Source organism: Sphingobacterium sp. UBA7625, from assembly GCF_002484085.1.
GTDB lineage: Bacteria > Bacteroidota > Bacteroidia > Sphingobacteriales > Sphingobacteriaceae > Sphingobacterium > Sphingobacterium athyrii.
In genome coordinates this window covers 152,725-167,127 of sequence record NZ_DLJD01000021.1, presented here as the reverse complement: position 1 = coordinate 167,127, position 14,403 = coordinate 152,725, and the positions used below count along the sequence as shown (strand labels likewise).

Annotated in this window: 10 protein-coding genes; 8 read left to right on the top strand and 2 right to left on the bottom strand. The window is 48.1% G+C overall.

Features of this window, described 5'->3' with window-relative positions; genetic code table 11:
- The first annotated feature begins 210 nt into the window (after positions 1-210).
- Positions 211-1,137, top strand: coding sequence for a hypothetical protein (locus B4G94_RS08165; RefSeq protein WP_165306177.1), 927 nt, complete (start codon positions 211-213; stop codon positions 1,135-1,137).
- Between the two features lie 69 nt (positions 1,138-1,206).
- On the opposite strand, the gene B4G94_RS08160 is transcribed toward B4G94_RS08165, so the two are convergent.
- Together B4G94_RS08160 and B4G94_RS08155 are read right to left on the bottom strand one after the other, a co-directional pair.
- The gene (locus tag B4G94_RS08160; RefSeq protein WP_286858191.1) at positions 1,207-1,905 is read right to left on the bottom strand and encodes a hypothetical protein; all 699 of its coding nucleotides are present in this window, start codon (positions 1,903-1,905) and stop codon (positions 1,207-1,209) included.
- Entirely contained in the window at positions 1,886-2,695 is an 810-nt protein-coding gene (locus tag B4G94_RS08155; protein ID WP_286858189.1) for a metallophosphoesterase family protein, read from the bottom strand. The genes B4G94_RS08160 and B4G94_RS08155 overlap by 20 nt, the downstream gene beginning before the upstream one ends.
- Before the next feature lie 293 nt (positions 2,696-2,988).
- Here B4G94_RS08155 and B4G94_RS08150 point away from each other — a divergent pair, with 293 nt between their 5' ends.
- Genes B4G94_RS08150 through nagA form a run of 7 tightly spaced genes read left to right on the top strand, consistent with a single transcriptional unit; the run spans position 2,989 to position 14,402 of the window.
- Positions 2,989-6,072, top strand: a complete 3,084-nt coding sequence (locus B4G94_RS08150; RefSeq protein ID WP_286858187.1) for a SusC/RagA family TonB-linked outer membrane protein — start codon at positions 2,989-2,991, stop codon at positions 6,070-6,072.
- Between the two features lie 12 nt (positions 6,073-6,084).
- On the top strand, positions 6,085-7,632 hold the full coding sequence (locus B4G94_RS08145) for a SusD/RagB family nutrient-binding outer membrane lipoprotein (RefSeq protein ID WP_286858186.1): 1,548 nt from the start codon (positions 6,085-6,087) through the stop codon (positions 7,630-7,632).
- Positions 7,633-7,689: 57 nt separating this feature from the next.
- The gene (locus tag B4G94_RS08140) at positions 7,690-9,675 is read left to right on the top strand and encodes an alpha/beta hydrolase family protein (RefSeq protein ID WP_286858185.1); all 1,986 of its coding nucleotides are present in this window, start codon (positions 7,690-7,692) and stop codon (positions 9,673-9,675) included.
- 5 nt (positions 9,676-9,680) lie between these two features.
- Positions 9,681-11,102 (top strand): Gfo/Idh/MocA family protein, encoded by a 1,422-nt coding sequence (locus tag B4G94_RS08135; protein ID WP_165306182.1) that lies wholly within the window; start codon positions 9,681-9,683, stop codon positions 11,100-11,102.
- Positions 11,103-11,142: 40 nt separating this feature from the next.
- Positions 11,143-11,877: a glucosamine-6-phosphate deaminase gene (locus B4G94_RS08130; protein WP_286858184.1), complete on the top strand. Its 735-nt coding sequence runs from the start codon at positions 11,143-11,145 to the stop codon at positions 11,875-11,877.
- A 10-nt stretch (positions 11,878-11,887) separates the two neighbouring features.
- Complete coding sequence (locus tag B4G94_RS08125; RefSeq protein WP_286858183.1) at positions 11,888-13,201, top strand: sugar MFS transporter; 1,314 nt, start codon at positions 11,888-11,890, stop codon at positions 13,199-13,201.
- A gap of 1 nt (position 13,202) precedes the next feature.
- The gene (gene nagA / locus B4G94_RS08120) at positions 13,203-14,402 is read left to right on the top strand and encodes an N-acetylglucosamine-6-phosphate deacetylase (RefSeq protein WP_165309587.1); all 1,200 of its coding nucleotides are present in this window, start codon (positions 13,203-13,205) and stop codon (positions 14,400-14,402) included.
- Position 14,403 lies beyond the last annotated feature (1 nt).

Genomic DNA, 14,403 nt, shown 5'->3' with positions numbered 1-14,403 from the left:
AGACTTATTACAAATAAAAAGATGATCGTCTAAAAACATCTGCTGAAATCTGGGCAGTTAAAATGTTGCATTTAGAAAATAAAAATGCAACGGAAGCTTCAGTAAAATTGATGTTTCCCCAATAGGTATGTAAATGTATGGCGGGATGAAGTTGGTTTTTTCAAAACATTTTTTTTGGTCTATTGTTTTTGAATGCAAGGTATGACTCCCATGATGAAATTACTGCTTTTAAAACTAAGGCCCTTTCTTGTATTGTCTAACCTGGTTTTGACCGGTTGCTCGACATGGATCAATAATGTGCAGGTGCAGACGCTGACAAAGAACTATTGTGCGCCAAATGTCACTTATAAATCAATTCCTGTACAAGTAATTCCATCTGCTGACAGCATTAGGCTGAGTACTATTTTCTCTGCTCATGATTTTGTATTGGTCAAATACCTCAACCTTTCGCCGACTATCATCGCCTATTTGAACAATCCGGACAACACGCCGCTGAAGCTGGTTGCGAAACAAAAGATAACTGACCAATGTATGCTGTTTGAAACGGAATTGAATGCCATCGCAGCGGAATTGGACTGTAATGGTGAGCGTATCGATAAGTTAGCCGCCTATATAGATGAATTGAATTCGAATAGGCAAACGCGTCTGACTGTGGCTTCCATACTTTTGGGAGCTGTCACTGCTGTGACAGCAACAACAATCAAAAATGATAAGCTTAATAATGGGCTGAGCATAGCAGGTGGGGTAGGAACAGCAGTATTGGGATTTATGACCCTAAATCCCAAAGGAAAGCGTGTCAGAATGCATATGGAACGCAATATGCTGCAGAGCATCTGGTTTCAAAATAATACTGCGCAGATCTATCCGGCGTCGGTCTGGGGGATTTTGTCGGAGAAGAGATTTAGTAACTCTGAAAATCTTTCACTGCTGGAGACAACCCGGCAACGCTGGTTAAAATATGGTTTGGACGATCAATTGAATAGTCCCCAGGAGAAACTTTATTTTAGGGAGGGTGGCGTCTTCATCGCGGAAGAATTACATAATCTGGCCAATATGCACAATGAGCTTCAGGCGACTATCCGCTCCATACAACAGGATATGCGGAGCCTTATGCAGACCCTCAGTACATTGGACTGAGATGGCGGTCTGTCGGCGCCGCTTTTTCGCATATCTTTGTCTTTTACCTTCTATTTTAATTTGACTCGCCTATTTCCGTCTGATCTGCAATTTGATACCGAGCGCAAGCCCTATGTAGTCATCAAATTTTAAGTATTTATTCTGAACACCACTGACCAGGTACAGATCACTTGTATGTAGATCATAATAAAATTTTATTCCTTCAAAGTAGGAGGAATTGGACTTTAATTTATAGCTGAAGTCCTGGCCAACAAAAATATTGATGCGTAGTCTAGTGGAGAAGCTATAATAGCTGTTCGGATATTTGTCGGGCTCCTTGTACCAGAACTGTTTGCCCAGCGTGGTATTGAGATACACCCCGGTGCGCAGTGGATGATAGCTGACTTGTTCATGGAGCTTTACCGTAAAAGGGGTATAAGTCTGACGAAGGGTTAAGGTAAGCTTGGCACGGTCAGTATCATACTTGGGTACATAGCCTAGCAAAAAGTCGGTCGACCACTGTTTCTGCCGACCATAATCCCAACCTGCACCCGCCGAAAATAAACCGATGGACCCAGCGTACTGAACGAGGTAACTCGATGGTACAAGCCTGAAGGCCGCTTTTTTTAGTTCCCTGCTGCTGTTGCTGTCGATATGCGTGCTGCTGCTGTCGGTACCGGGAATCGTGCCGTGCTCTTGGACGAGTATCTGGGCCGCACTGATTGTGGAAAAGAAAAGGGAAACAAACAAGAGGAATGATCTGCGTGCTTTAATAGGAGACAAGTTCATGAGTATAGTGATCCTTGGTGATTGTAAAAATTAGAAATTGACGTTTGCCGATGTTGGGGGTGCCGTAGTAGACGATGCCGTCCTTGAAAATATCATCTTTCTGGTAAGTATGGTCATGGCCATTATTGCAGTAGAGCAAGTTGGGGTATTGTTTAATGCTGTATTGGAAGACAGATGCCACATTGTTGTTAAACTGATCGGATGTCGGCCTGGCATGCATGACCACTACGCTCTGCTCAAAGCGCCCTTTATCCGTCTGACGCTCCTGCTCAATAAATGAAAAATCGGGTACCGGCGTGGAATAATCAGATTCCAATGCATTTGTATTTAAGCATAGAAATTTTGTTTTCCCAGCTATAAAGCTATAATTGGGACTGCCAAACATCTGCTGAAAAATCTCTTCACCATTGGCGAGGCAGTCGTGATTTCCAAGCAAGGCGACATAAGGCTGTTTTAATTTGTCCAGAATATCACGCTGCCATAGAAATTCTTTGGTAAGGCCAAAGTCACTGAGATCGCCACCATGAATAATAAAATCAATGTCGTTACGTTTATTGACTATTTTTACAAAATCGTCAAGTTCGTCGTACCATCGCTGCGAATCACTGATAAAAGCGTATCTAATGGTATCTCGTTGGGCGTATTCATGCTCTATTTTTGCAATATTTTCAGCATTAATATGTTGCCTTCCATCGATTTTTCCGGAATAGGGATGGACATCAAACATATTACAGCCATGGATAAGAAAGAGAACGGCGAACAGTGCGATGTATGTGCTTTTTTTTTTCATTTGAATACCTTTATTGACTTTTTGAATTCAAAAGTAAGTTTTGGATAGTAAAAGATTCTTTTTTGAGGATTATTATTACCCCAAAATGATATTGTATGATCTAGAATTAACAGAAGCGGACTGGTATTTTTACCTTTTTTTGAAGGGCTTGATGTAGCTATGATTGCTCAATTTACGATAACGCTACCGCTACTTTATCCGGTAAATCTGTTGGATTTCTGTTCGTTAAGATCTTTCTTTGGGATATAACGCAATTGAATAAACTCAAAATCTTACCTAAAAATGGATAAATTATGATAGTTCATATCCACAGTAATCGCACAGTTGCCGTTGGCACGATGCTGGGCTGTCTCTTCCTTTGGACAGGCATCGCTGCGGCGCAGACGACAACCGTCAAAGGAAGGGTCAGCAGCGCTACTGACCAAAATGCCCTGGTAGGGGCTACGGTTAGCAACCTGATGAACAAGCTAGCCACAAAGACTGACAAACAGGGCAATTTTAGTATTACGGCCAATGGAGGAGATAGGCTCAAGATTTCGCTGCTCGGTTTCAAAACCGTTGAAATCGCTGTTCCCGCCACGGGCGACCTTCAGATCACACTCGAAACGGAAAGCCAGCAGATGGAAGAGGTGGTCGTCACCGCACTGGGGATCAAGCGCCAGGTCCGGGGACTGACTTATGCGACGCAACAATTGGATGGTGCTGCGGTCAACAATGCCCGTGACAATAGTGGCAATGTGCTGAGCAGCCTGACGGGGAAAGTCGCCGGTGCTGTGGTCACCACCGCAGCAACAGGGCCTGGGGCATCTGCCAGGGTGGTTCTCCGCGGTAACAAATCTATTACGGGCAACAACAATGCGCTCATTGTCGTGGATGGTGTGCCCTACGATAATTCCAGTGGGCAGCAGGCCAGCGGCACCACCTACAATTATGGTACAAGTGACGGGGCAGCGAATATCAATCCTGATGATATCGAATCCATCAATGTGCTCAAAGGGCCTTCGGCTGCAGCGCTTTATGGAAGCAGGGCAGCAAACGGTGCTATCCTTATTACAACGAAACAGGGCAAAGCGGGCCGGTACCAAATTGATTACAACGGCAGCGCATCCCTGGACCAGGTCAACCTGCTCAGTAAATTCCAGAATAGCTATGGCCGTGGAAATGGAGGTGTCACGGGTACCAATGTTGGCGAAAGCTGGGGCCCTCTGGGCACGACCTACAAAAATAATGTCCGTGATTTCTTTGAAAATGCGGCTACCTTCAACAACAGTGTCAGTACCTATGGTGGTACCGAAAAGGTGCAGGGCTACGTTTCCTACACCAATAATAAGATCGGCGGCATCATTCCGGGCAACGACCTCAAACGGAATAGCCTCAACTTGCGGGTCAATACGGAGCTGATCCCTAAGTTGAAAACCGATGTTAAGCTCAACTATGTCAACCAGCAGATCGACAACCGGCCCCGACTGGGTGATATGGGGATCCCCGTAGAAGCTTATGTGATGCCAAGGGATATGGATAAGGCTGAACTACAGGATTATGAAACCATCGATCCCGTCACCGGCGAGCCACAACGGAAATATTGGTCCGGTTCTGCCGTCTACGACAACCCTTATTGGAGCACCAATCGTACCTCGGTCAATGAGGTCCGGGACCGTATTACCGCCATGGGCTCGGCAACCTATCAACTGACGGATTGGTTAAATGTCATGGGACGGTTCAGTTATGATAAATACATCGATAAGACAGACGGTTCTTTCTATGCGGGTACAGTTTCCCTTGGGGATGTCCGTCCCGGCGGTAAGTATTTTGAAACACATGCGCGCTATCAGGAACGCAATTTTGATCTCTTATTTAACGGAAAGAATTCAATCAGTGAAGCCGTTAAAATCAGTTACAATGTCGGTGCAAGTTTTTTAAACCGGCAGTATACCAGCTTTCAGAATATGGCCAATGGGCTATCCATTCCCAATGAATTTAGCCTAAAAATGGCTACAACACCTGAATTTCTCCTGATCAATGGCTATCAGCGACGTATGAATTCAGTTTACGGAAGTGCGCAGCTGGCTTTTTTTGACAATATTTTTCTGGATATGACGGCACGAAATGACTGGACCTCGACCTTGAAGTCACCGCACAGTTACTTTTATCCTTCGGTCGGTGTATCTGCTATCTTTAACGAATGGCTCAAACTACCGGCTTGGGTCAGCTATGGCAAGCTGCGTGCCTCCTATACGCAGGTGGGTAACGACCCGGATCCTTATCTGCTCCAGCAACTGTATTCTTTTGGTCTCGGTGCCGGAAAGGGCTTTATTTCACGCTCACCAATGAAAATGATTCCCGAGCTGAAGCCGGAGCTGACAAAATCCTATGAAGCCGGGCTGGATATGAAGTTCTTTGCCAACAGACTGGGGTTTGACCTGACCGTATACAAAAGCAATACGATCAACCAGCTGCTGTCTCTCGGTCTGCCCATGGCAAGTGGTTATAGCCGGCAGTATATCAATGCCGGAAATATTGAAAACAGGGGAATCGAGGTGCAGCTGACCGCATCACCCCTGAAAAAAGAAAATCTGGAATGGCAGACCACCCTCAACTTTGCCGCCAATACCAACAAGGTGATAGAACTGCACGAAAAAACAAAACGTGCGACGATCAGCGAAAATACCAAATATGCTTCAGTCGTAGTCAATGAAGGAGAGCGGTATGGTGATCTATATGGCTATAAGTGGAAAAGAGATGAGCAGACCGGTAAATATGTGGTGGACAATGGTGGTCTTCCTGTGGTCGAGGCCAATCAGAAACTGGGTAATTTTAACCCAAAGGCTTTATTGGGCTGGTCCAATTCGGTGCGTTACAAAAATTTCACGGTCAATGCCTTGATTGATACTCGTATCGGCGGTGAGATCGTATCGGGAACTTCGGCTTACCTGGCGGCTTTCGGTGTGGCGGATTATACTGCTGATTATCGCGATGGAGGTCTGGTGCTGGATGCCGTGGATGCCAGTGGTGCCACCAATACCAAGGCCATCACGGCACAGCAGCTCTGGACTCGCGTGTCGCAGAATGGCCGTGATGCCTGGGGTGAGTTCTTTACCTATGATATGACCAATGTACGCTTGCGTGAACTGTCTGTCAGTTATAAGTTTAACCTCAAGAGCACAGCAGCGATCAAAAGTGCGCAGCTGATGCTGACGGGCCGCAACCTATTTTTCTTTTACCGCGGAAAATCCAAGCTGGATATTCCGGGCATAGGCAAAACGGATAATCCTATTGATCCGGAAGCAGCGCTTGGCGCAGGTAATTTTCAGGGAGTCGAAGTGGGCCTGCCGCCTACAGTCCGCTCCTTTGGGCTGAATGTGAAGTTAACTTTTTAAATCCTTGAAAAAATGAGAAAGAGCACGATATATACCTCGCTATTAGCATTAAGCTTGCTGTCCTGTACAAAAGACTTTCAGGATGTCAATACTGATCCCAATAATATCACGGTGATCACACAGCGTGAATTGCCTTTTATGTTTGCCAAGGCCCAGTCTTCGGCTGCGATGAACAGATCTTTTTACCAGACAGTACAAAACCTGGGCGCAGATTTATATGCCCAGTATTTTGCACTGACCACGAATTCCTTCAGCACGGACCGCTATCTGCTGACGCCGGACTGGCAGCGCCGGTTCTGGACCGTTGTCTATGTGGATACGGCACCTCAGCTCAAAAGTATTCTTGAAAATACCGATCCCAAATCGGGGGAGGCTGCATTGGCCAATATTATGTGGGTCTATGCCTTCCATCGCCTGACAGACCATTTTGGACCGATCCCGTATTTCGGTGCTGCCGAAGCCAATGATGTCATTCCCTATGATCCCATGGATAAGATCTATGCGGATTTCTTTGAAAAACTGACGGTTGCCGTGGCTAATTTAAAGGGGCTCCCTGCAGAGACGAAGATCTTTCAGGGCTACGACCTGATTTTTGACGGGGATACCGATCGTTGGATCCGTTTTGCCAACTCACTCCGTTTGCGACTGGCCCTGCGCATCGCTAAAGTGGATGCCAGTAAAGCAAAAACCGAAGCGGAGGCCGCTGTGGCGGCAGGATTAATGTCTAGCAATTCCCACAATGCCAGCATGCTCAAGTCTTTATCGGGCAATGATACCAACGGACTGGCCCAAGTCGCCGTATGGAATGAGTTTTCCATGAGCTCTACCATAGCCTCTTATTTAAAAGGCTATGCCGATCCGAGGCTAGGTATTTATTTTCAGCCCAGTTACACTGGAAAAGTATTTAATAGTGTCCGCAATGGTGCTACGGCAACCGACCTCGGCAATGTACGCAACCAGTCGGGGTCCAATTCCAATGTGGGTACATACTGGGTACGCTACAATGGTGCAGCCATCGAAGGAAACTTTACGCAAAACTTTCATGTGATGTGTGCCGCTGAATCTTTTTTCCTTCGGGCAGAAGGGGCGCTAAATGGTTGGAATATGGGGGGTGAGGCCAAACAGCTGTATGAAGATGGCATAAAAACCAGTATGGAACAATGGGGGGTAACGGAATCGGCTCAGATCAACAGCTACATAATTTCAGATCGTGTACCTGCAGCACCGGGTGATTACTACAATTCAGCTGCAGTAGCCAGTACCCCTGTCAGATGGGCGGCGAGTCCTGCTGAACAGCGCGAACAGATCGGCATACAGAAGTGGCTGGCCATATACCCCAATGGCATGGAAGCCTGGGCGGAATACCGGCGTACAGGATTCCCTAAAATGTATCCGCTGATCCAGTCGGATAACGCGGATCTGCCTGTAGGGACATTTATCAAGAGGTTACCCTATCCATTGACTGAAGCGACGGACAATCTGACCGAACTTAACAAGGGGCGCGCGCTGCTTGGCGGTACCGACAATGCGGCAACAAAACTCTGGTGGGATGTGGACTAATTTGGGTAAATTACAATGATAGACTTCAAAATAGGGCTGATATCTTTAGGTATATTTATGGGATTAAATTCGAACATACAAGCACAACAACATCCAGTATTACCTAATGTACTGGCAATGCCGGCACAAATAGATCCGTTAAAGGCTGGGATGGACGACCGGGTGGAACAGCTTATGGCGGCACTGAATTATGACGCTGCGGCAGATCCGCAGGAAATTGTCCAGACAATAAGAAATAACCTGAGGGTGGACGGATTCGAAGTGCCGCCATTGGATATGCAGCTTATTTCTTCGATCGAGCAGGAGAGCTATACCATCCATACCTTGGTCTTCCAGAGTTTGCCTGGAGTATATGTCCCGGCAAGCTTATATGTACCCAAAGGCAAAGGCCCCTTCCCGGCAATACTGAACAGCCATGGGCATTGGCCTCCAGGACGGCGCAGTGAAATTGTCCAGCGCACGGCGCACATGCTGGCATCCAACGGCTATGTATGTTTATGCATTGATGCCATGGGCTCGGGCGAGCGTGGCCGCGGGCATCAGCATGAATATCATGGGGCCAACCTAGGGTCGGCGCTGCTCGATCTGGGCACGCCCCTGATGGGAATGCAGCTGCTCGAAAATAGCCGTGCGATTGACCTGCTCTGCGATCTGCCTGAGGTGGATCCCGAAAGGATAGGAGCTACCGGAGCCAGCGGTGGTGGCAATCAGACCATGTGGCTGGCAGCTATGGACGCTCGGGTCAAAGCAGCTGTCCCCGTCGTTAGCGTCGGTACCTTCCGCGCCTATATCATGAACAGCAACTGTGTCTGTGAACTCCATCCGAATGGGTTGCTGCATTTTGAAGAAGGGCAACTTTTGCAGGCAATGGCACCCAAAGCAATCAAAATTATTACGGCACTCCGCGATGGTAATGCGGCCTTCAATGCACAACAGATGCTCAAATCTTTTCGCATTGCGAAGCGCGCTTATGTGGAGCAGGGTATAACCGAACGACTCGATTATGAACTCTTTGATGAGCCACACAGCTATACCGAAGAAATGAACAGAAGTATGATCAGCTGGTTTGACAGGGAGTTTACCGTGCGGCGCCGGGGAGATCATCACCGGATTTCCGATTTCCATCCTTTGGATACCAATGCGCTGGCTGTATTGAAACAAGGACGCAAGAAAGCTGGTATCCTCAGTATCCCTGCATTTGTCAGCCGAGAATTCAGCCGTGTTGAATCGCAGATAGCCACCTCGCCGCTGGACGGAGATGCATATAAAAAACAACTGCAAAAAATGATCCTGATGGATACTGCTGACCACTTACTCCATGTGCAGTCGCTGGAGCCGCAGCAGGGCTGGAATCGGGTTGTGCTGGAGAATACCACTGGGCAATTGATTCCGTTGTTGATTAGCCCGCCCCATGCAGCGGCGAATGCCATGCATGTCTACTTTCCCTCAAAAGGTAAACAAGAGGCGCCATTGTCGGAGATTGACGCTCTACGGAGTAAAGGTGAGGGGGTTGTGCTGGTAGATCTATATGGGCTCGGCGAACGCGCCTCCATGAATGCTGATCAGATCGATGGTGCCCTGCCACGCTTTCATACATTATCTCGCTCCCTGCTCTGGACGGGCAGCAACATGATGGGGATCTGGGCAGCTGAAATCGGGCTTATCAACGACTATCTGCAACAAGAATATAGCAGCTACAAACGGTTGCTTGTTGCTGACCGTGAGACCGCCATCGCTGCATTGATCAGCAATGTGCTGGTTGACACCGGGCAGCCCTTGTTGCTGCGGCAGTTGCCTGTCAGTTACCTGCCGGACGAGAGCGGTGTACTGGATAGCTACAATATGGCGATTCATATGCAGGGTATACTCCGCTGGGGTGATATCCCGATGCTACTGGCCCTCAACAAACAACAAGCCAGCCTCGAGGAGCTCTATCATCTGAACGGTAAATTGTGTGATCAGTCCGAAAAACAGCAGTTACAGGACAAAGTACGGGGCTATAAAAAGCAATTGAATAACGAAGGAGTACTCCTTATCAACTAAATATTATGGGAACAAATCGAAGATCATTTTTAAAACTGTCAGGACTGGCCGGAATTGGATTGATGACTGGCTGTACACAGGAAAATAAGGCTGCGACAACGGCCAAACTGGATCATATCAGGTTGGAGGCAACAAAAAAATACAGTTCTACCTTTAATATGTCAGGCTATGCAGCTCCAAAAATACCCATGGTACGGGTCGGCTTTATTGGCGTCGGCAATAGGGGCTCAGCCGCGGTAGAGCGCCTGAGCCAGATCGAAGGTGTAGCAATCAACGGTATATGTGATGTACGGCCCGAGAAAGCTGCTGAAGCCAAAGGCAGGATCAAAACTGCCGGCCATCCTGCCCAACTTTTTACTGAAAATGCGGAACACTGGAAAAAAATGTGTGAACAGGCAGAGTATGATCTGATCTATATTGCGACACACTGGCAACTGCACGCTGAGATGGCCATTTATGCGATGGAACAGGGAAAACATGTAGCCCTGGAGATCCCAGCGGCGACGAGCGTGGAGGACTGCTGGCGACTGGTACAGACTTCGGAGAAAACTAAAAAGCACTGCGTTATGCTCGAAAACTGCTGTTACGATTACTTTGAACTCCTGACCTTAAATCTGGCCCGGAATGGATTTTTTGGCGATATCGTTCACTGTGAGGGCGCTTATATCCATGATATCCTGGAAAGCTTTTTCGATGCCGAAAAGCGCTTTGATTTTTGGCGGCTTAAGGAGAATGCAGCGCGCAACGGCAATCTATATCCCACACATGGTCTGGGACCAGTATGTCAGCTGCTGAAAGTAAACCGCGGAAATAAGATGGAATATATGAGTTCCATGTCTTCCAAAGATTTTATGCTCCAGCAGAAAGCGAAGGAAATGGCAGCGAAAGATAAACAGTTTGAGGGCTATGCGGAAAAGCCGCTCCGCGGAAATATGAATATATCCAATATCCTGACCCATAGCGGCAGTACAATCATGCTGCAGCACGATGTAAGTTCGCCCAGACCCTATTCGCGCCTTCATCTGATCAGTGGCACCAAAGCTTTTGCACAGAAATATCCGCTGCCGGGTAAGATCGCCATCGGCCATGCTGACTTTCTGCCTGCCGAAGAGATGGCCAAGCTGGAGCAGCAATATACGCCGGGGATAGTCAAAAGGATCGGGGAACTAGCCAAGCAGATCGGAGGCCATGGCGGTATGGATTTTATGATGGACTGGCGCCTGATCGATTGCCTGCGCAATGGCCTGCCGATGGATATGGATGTCTATGATGCGGCCAGCTGGAGCGTCATTGGTCCCTTGAGCGAATGGTCTGTCGCCAATGGATCCCAACCGATTGAAGTGCCGGATTTTACCTGTGGCAACTGGAAAAATAATAAAGTACATGATATAGACCTGGTAACAGAGACGGTCGCCGCCACATCATAAATGAAAATTGAACAAGAATAAAGCTATAAAATCAAGAAACGTGAACATTAGAACATTTAAAACCCGGGAAGAACTCGGACAACATGCAGGAACTGCAGGAATTGAAGCTATCAATGCCGCCATTGCGGAAAAAGGCGAAGCCAACATTATCCTGGCGACGGGACAGAGCCAGTTTGAAACCCTTGAAACCTTGGTATCCAGTGATTCCATCGACTGGAGCAAGGTACGCATGTTTCACCTGGACGAATATATCGGTATGCCGATCAGTCATAAGGCCAGTTTCCGAAAATACCTGACCGAGCGCTTTGTGAATCAGGTAGAACCGTTAAAAGAAGTGATATTGATCAATGGTGAGGAGGATCCGGCCGCGGAATGCATACGTCTGCATAACAAGATCAAAGCGCATCCGATCGATGTCGCCTTTGTGGGAATCGGGGAGAACGGCCATCTGGCTTTCAATGATCCACCCGCCGATTTTGACGTCAAAGAGGCCTATTTGCTGGTCAACCTGGATGAACAGTGCCGACGTCAGCAACTGGGGGAAGGTTGGTTTGGTTCACTGGCGGAAGTGCCCCTGCAAGCCATCAGTATGTCTATCCAGCAGATTCTATCGGCCCGGAAAATTATCTGTGCCGTACCGGACGGGCGCAAGGCTCAGGCGGTGAAAAACTGCCTGACAAAACCGGTTTCCAACTTGTATCCGGCCAGTATATTGCAGCAGCACCCCGACTGCACCTGCTACCTGGACGCGGAATCGGCATCACTTTTAGACTAATTGGGATCTTATGACAGCACTAGCACCCGATCGGAAAACCACCTGGATATCCATAGGCATCATCGGTACGATGTTTTTTATCTTTGGATTCGTATCCTGGATCAATGCCATCCTTATTCCGTATTTTAAAATAGCCTGTGAACTCAGTAATTTCCAGTCATACCTCGTTGCTTTTGCATTTTATATTTCCTATCTGCTGATGTCAATGCCGTCTTCTTACCTGCTTAAAAAAATAGGTTACAAAAATGGAATTATGATAGGCTTCTGGATTATGGCCCTGGGGGCATTTTTATTTGTTCCCGCGGCTTATAACCGGGCTTATCCGATCTTTTTGCTGGGGCTATTCACCTTGGGGAGTGGACTGGCGCTACTACAGACGGTGGCCAATCTTTATATTACGCTGATCGGCGAAAAGGAGCGGGCGGCACAACGCATCAGTATCATGGGGATCTGCAATAAGGGCGCCGGAATACTGGCTCCTTTACTCTTTTCCTATGTCATTTTGAGACCACAGGACAATGAACTCTTTAAGCAGTTGCCCCATATGGCGGATGCCGTACGTGCATTGGCATTGGATGAATTGATATTACGTGTTGTCGGCCCTTATACCGTGGTCGGTATCATCTTGTTTCTAATTGGGGTGCTGGTCAAATTTTCCATCCTCCCTGAACTCGACCAACAGCAGGGGGCAGCGGAAAATAGCTATGGTGGCAACAGAAGTATTTCTCAATATCCGCACCTGATCCTGGGCGCTGTGGCCATATTTCTGCATGTCGGCACACAGGTTATTGCGATTGATACGATTATAAACTATGCGGGCGCGATGGGCTTATCACTGCTGGAAGCTAAGGCGCTGCCCTCGTATACACTGACGGCAACGATACTGGGGTATTTGTCCGGAATTATACTGATTCCTAAGGTATTTAGCCAGCAAACAATGCTGCGTTTCTGCACGGTTTTTGGGCTGATTTTGTCTATCTTGGTGGTGACGACACACGGACATGTTGTCCTCTTTCAGATGGATCTGGATATCTCCATTTGGTTTATCGTGCTGATCGGGTTTCCGAATGCGCTGATCTGGGCAGGTATCTGGCCATTGGCGCTGGAAGGGCTTGGTCCGCTGGCCAAGCAGGGGTCGGCCCTGTTGATCATGGGGCTCTGTGGTAATGCACTCCTACCTTTGCTCTATGGGATACTGGCAGATGCCATGGATCCTAAAACAGCTTATTGGATACTGACGCCCTGTTTTTTATACCTGGTATTTTATGCCTTTAAAGGGCACCGGATTCAGCGATGGATCGGAAAAACGAAGACAACAACTTAATATGCGGATTATTACGAATGCCAATATCATCATGCCTGACCGCATGATTGCAAACGGAACACTATGGATTGCCGATGGTAAAATTGTAGCCATCAAGGAAGGGTATGTAGCCAGGGAGGCCGTCGATGCAGCCTGGTCGGCAGCCGAATGGATGGATGGGCAAGGGCTTTATCTGGCACCGGGATTTATTGATATTCATGTGCATGGTGGTGGTGGAGCGGATTTTATGGACAATACCGTGGCTGCATTTCTGACGGTTGCCGAAACGCATCTGTGCCATGGTACCACCGCCATGCTGCCCACGACCCTGACCAGTGAACCCGAAGAACTACTGGAACTTTTTTCGGTTTATGAATTGGCGCGGGAACAAAACACAGTGGGGAGCCGTTTTCTGGGCCTGCATCTGGAAGGTCCGTATTTTGCGATGAACCAACGGGGGGCACAGGATCCGAAATACATCCGAAATCCTGACCCGAAGGAATATATCCCCATCCTCGAGCGTTATCATCCTATCATCAGCCGTTGGAGTGCCGCACCTGAATTACCGGGGGCACTGGACTTTGGGCGTGCGGTACGCAGTTACGGCATCCTGCTGGCTCTGGCACATACTGATGCGGTATATGAGGAGATCCTGCCTGCAGTGGAGGTGGGCTACCGCCTGGCCACGCACTTTTATTCGGGAATGTCCGGTATGACGCGGCGCAATGCCTACCGCTATGCCGGAGCCATTGAAAGTTGTTTTCTTCTCGACCAGGTCGATGTGGAGATTATTGCCGATGGGGTGCATTTGCCCGAACCTTTCCTGCGGCTGATCCATAAAGTGAAGGGCACGGACAAAATGATATTGATTACCGATGCAATGCGTGCCGCAGGCATGCCCGAAGGGAAAAGTGTGCTTGGAAGCCTGCGTAGGGGGACTGAAGTGATTGTAGAGGAAGGTGTCGCCAAATTGCCTGATCGCTCTTCCTTTGCGGGCAGTGTGGCTACGGCAGACCGCCTGCTCCGGACTATGATTAATCAGGGGGGCGTGAGCCTGCCAGAGGCAATACAAATGATGACAGTCAATCCGGCGCGCTTGCTTGGACTAGATCATCAGATCGGATCGATAGCAGTAGGCATGGATGCGGATCTCGTGCTTTTTGATGATCATATTAATATCCAGCACAGCCTGATTGCAGGTGAACTGCGGTATAGCAAATAAA

Bases quoted from the DNA above. Each gene is read 5' to 3' on its own strand.
- B4G94_RS08135 (WP_165306182.1), top strand. From the start codon at position 9,681: ATGGGAACAAATCGAAGATCATTTTTAAAACTGTCAGGACTGGCCGGA.
- B4G94_RS08155 (WP_286858189.1), bottom strand. From the start codon at position 2,695: ATGAAAAAAAAAAGCACATACATCGCACTGTTCGCCGTTCTCTTTCTT.
- B4G94_RS08140 (WP_286858185.1), top strand. From the start codon at position 7,690: ATGGGATTAAATTCGAACATACAAGCACAACAACATCCAGTATTACCT.
- nagA (WP_165309587.1), top strand. From the start codon at position 13,203: ATGCGGATTATTACGAATGCCAATATCATCATGCCTGACCGCATGATT.
- B4G94_RS08165 (WP_165306177.1), top strand. From the start codon at position 211: ATGATGAAATTACTGCTTTTAAAACTAAGGCCCTTTCTTGTATTGTCT.
- B4G94_RS08150 (WP_286858187.1), top strand. From the start codon at position 2,989: ATGATAGTTCATATCCACAGTAATCGCACAGTTGCCGTTGGCACGATG.
- B4G94_RS08145 (WP_286858186.1), top strand. From the start codon at position 6,085: ATGAGAAAGAGCACGATATATACCTCGCTATTAGCATTAAGCTTGCTG.
- B4G94_RS08160 (WP_286858191.1), bottom strand. From the start codon at position 1,905: ATGAACTTGTCTCCTATTAAAGCACGCAGATCATTCCTCTTGTTTGTT.
- B4G94_RS08125 (WP_286858183.1), top strand. From the start codon at position 11,888: ATGACAGCACTAGCACCCGATCGGAAAACCACCTGGATATCCATAGGC.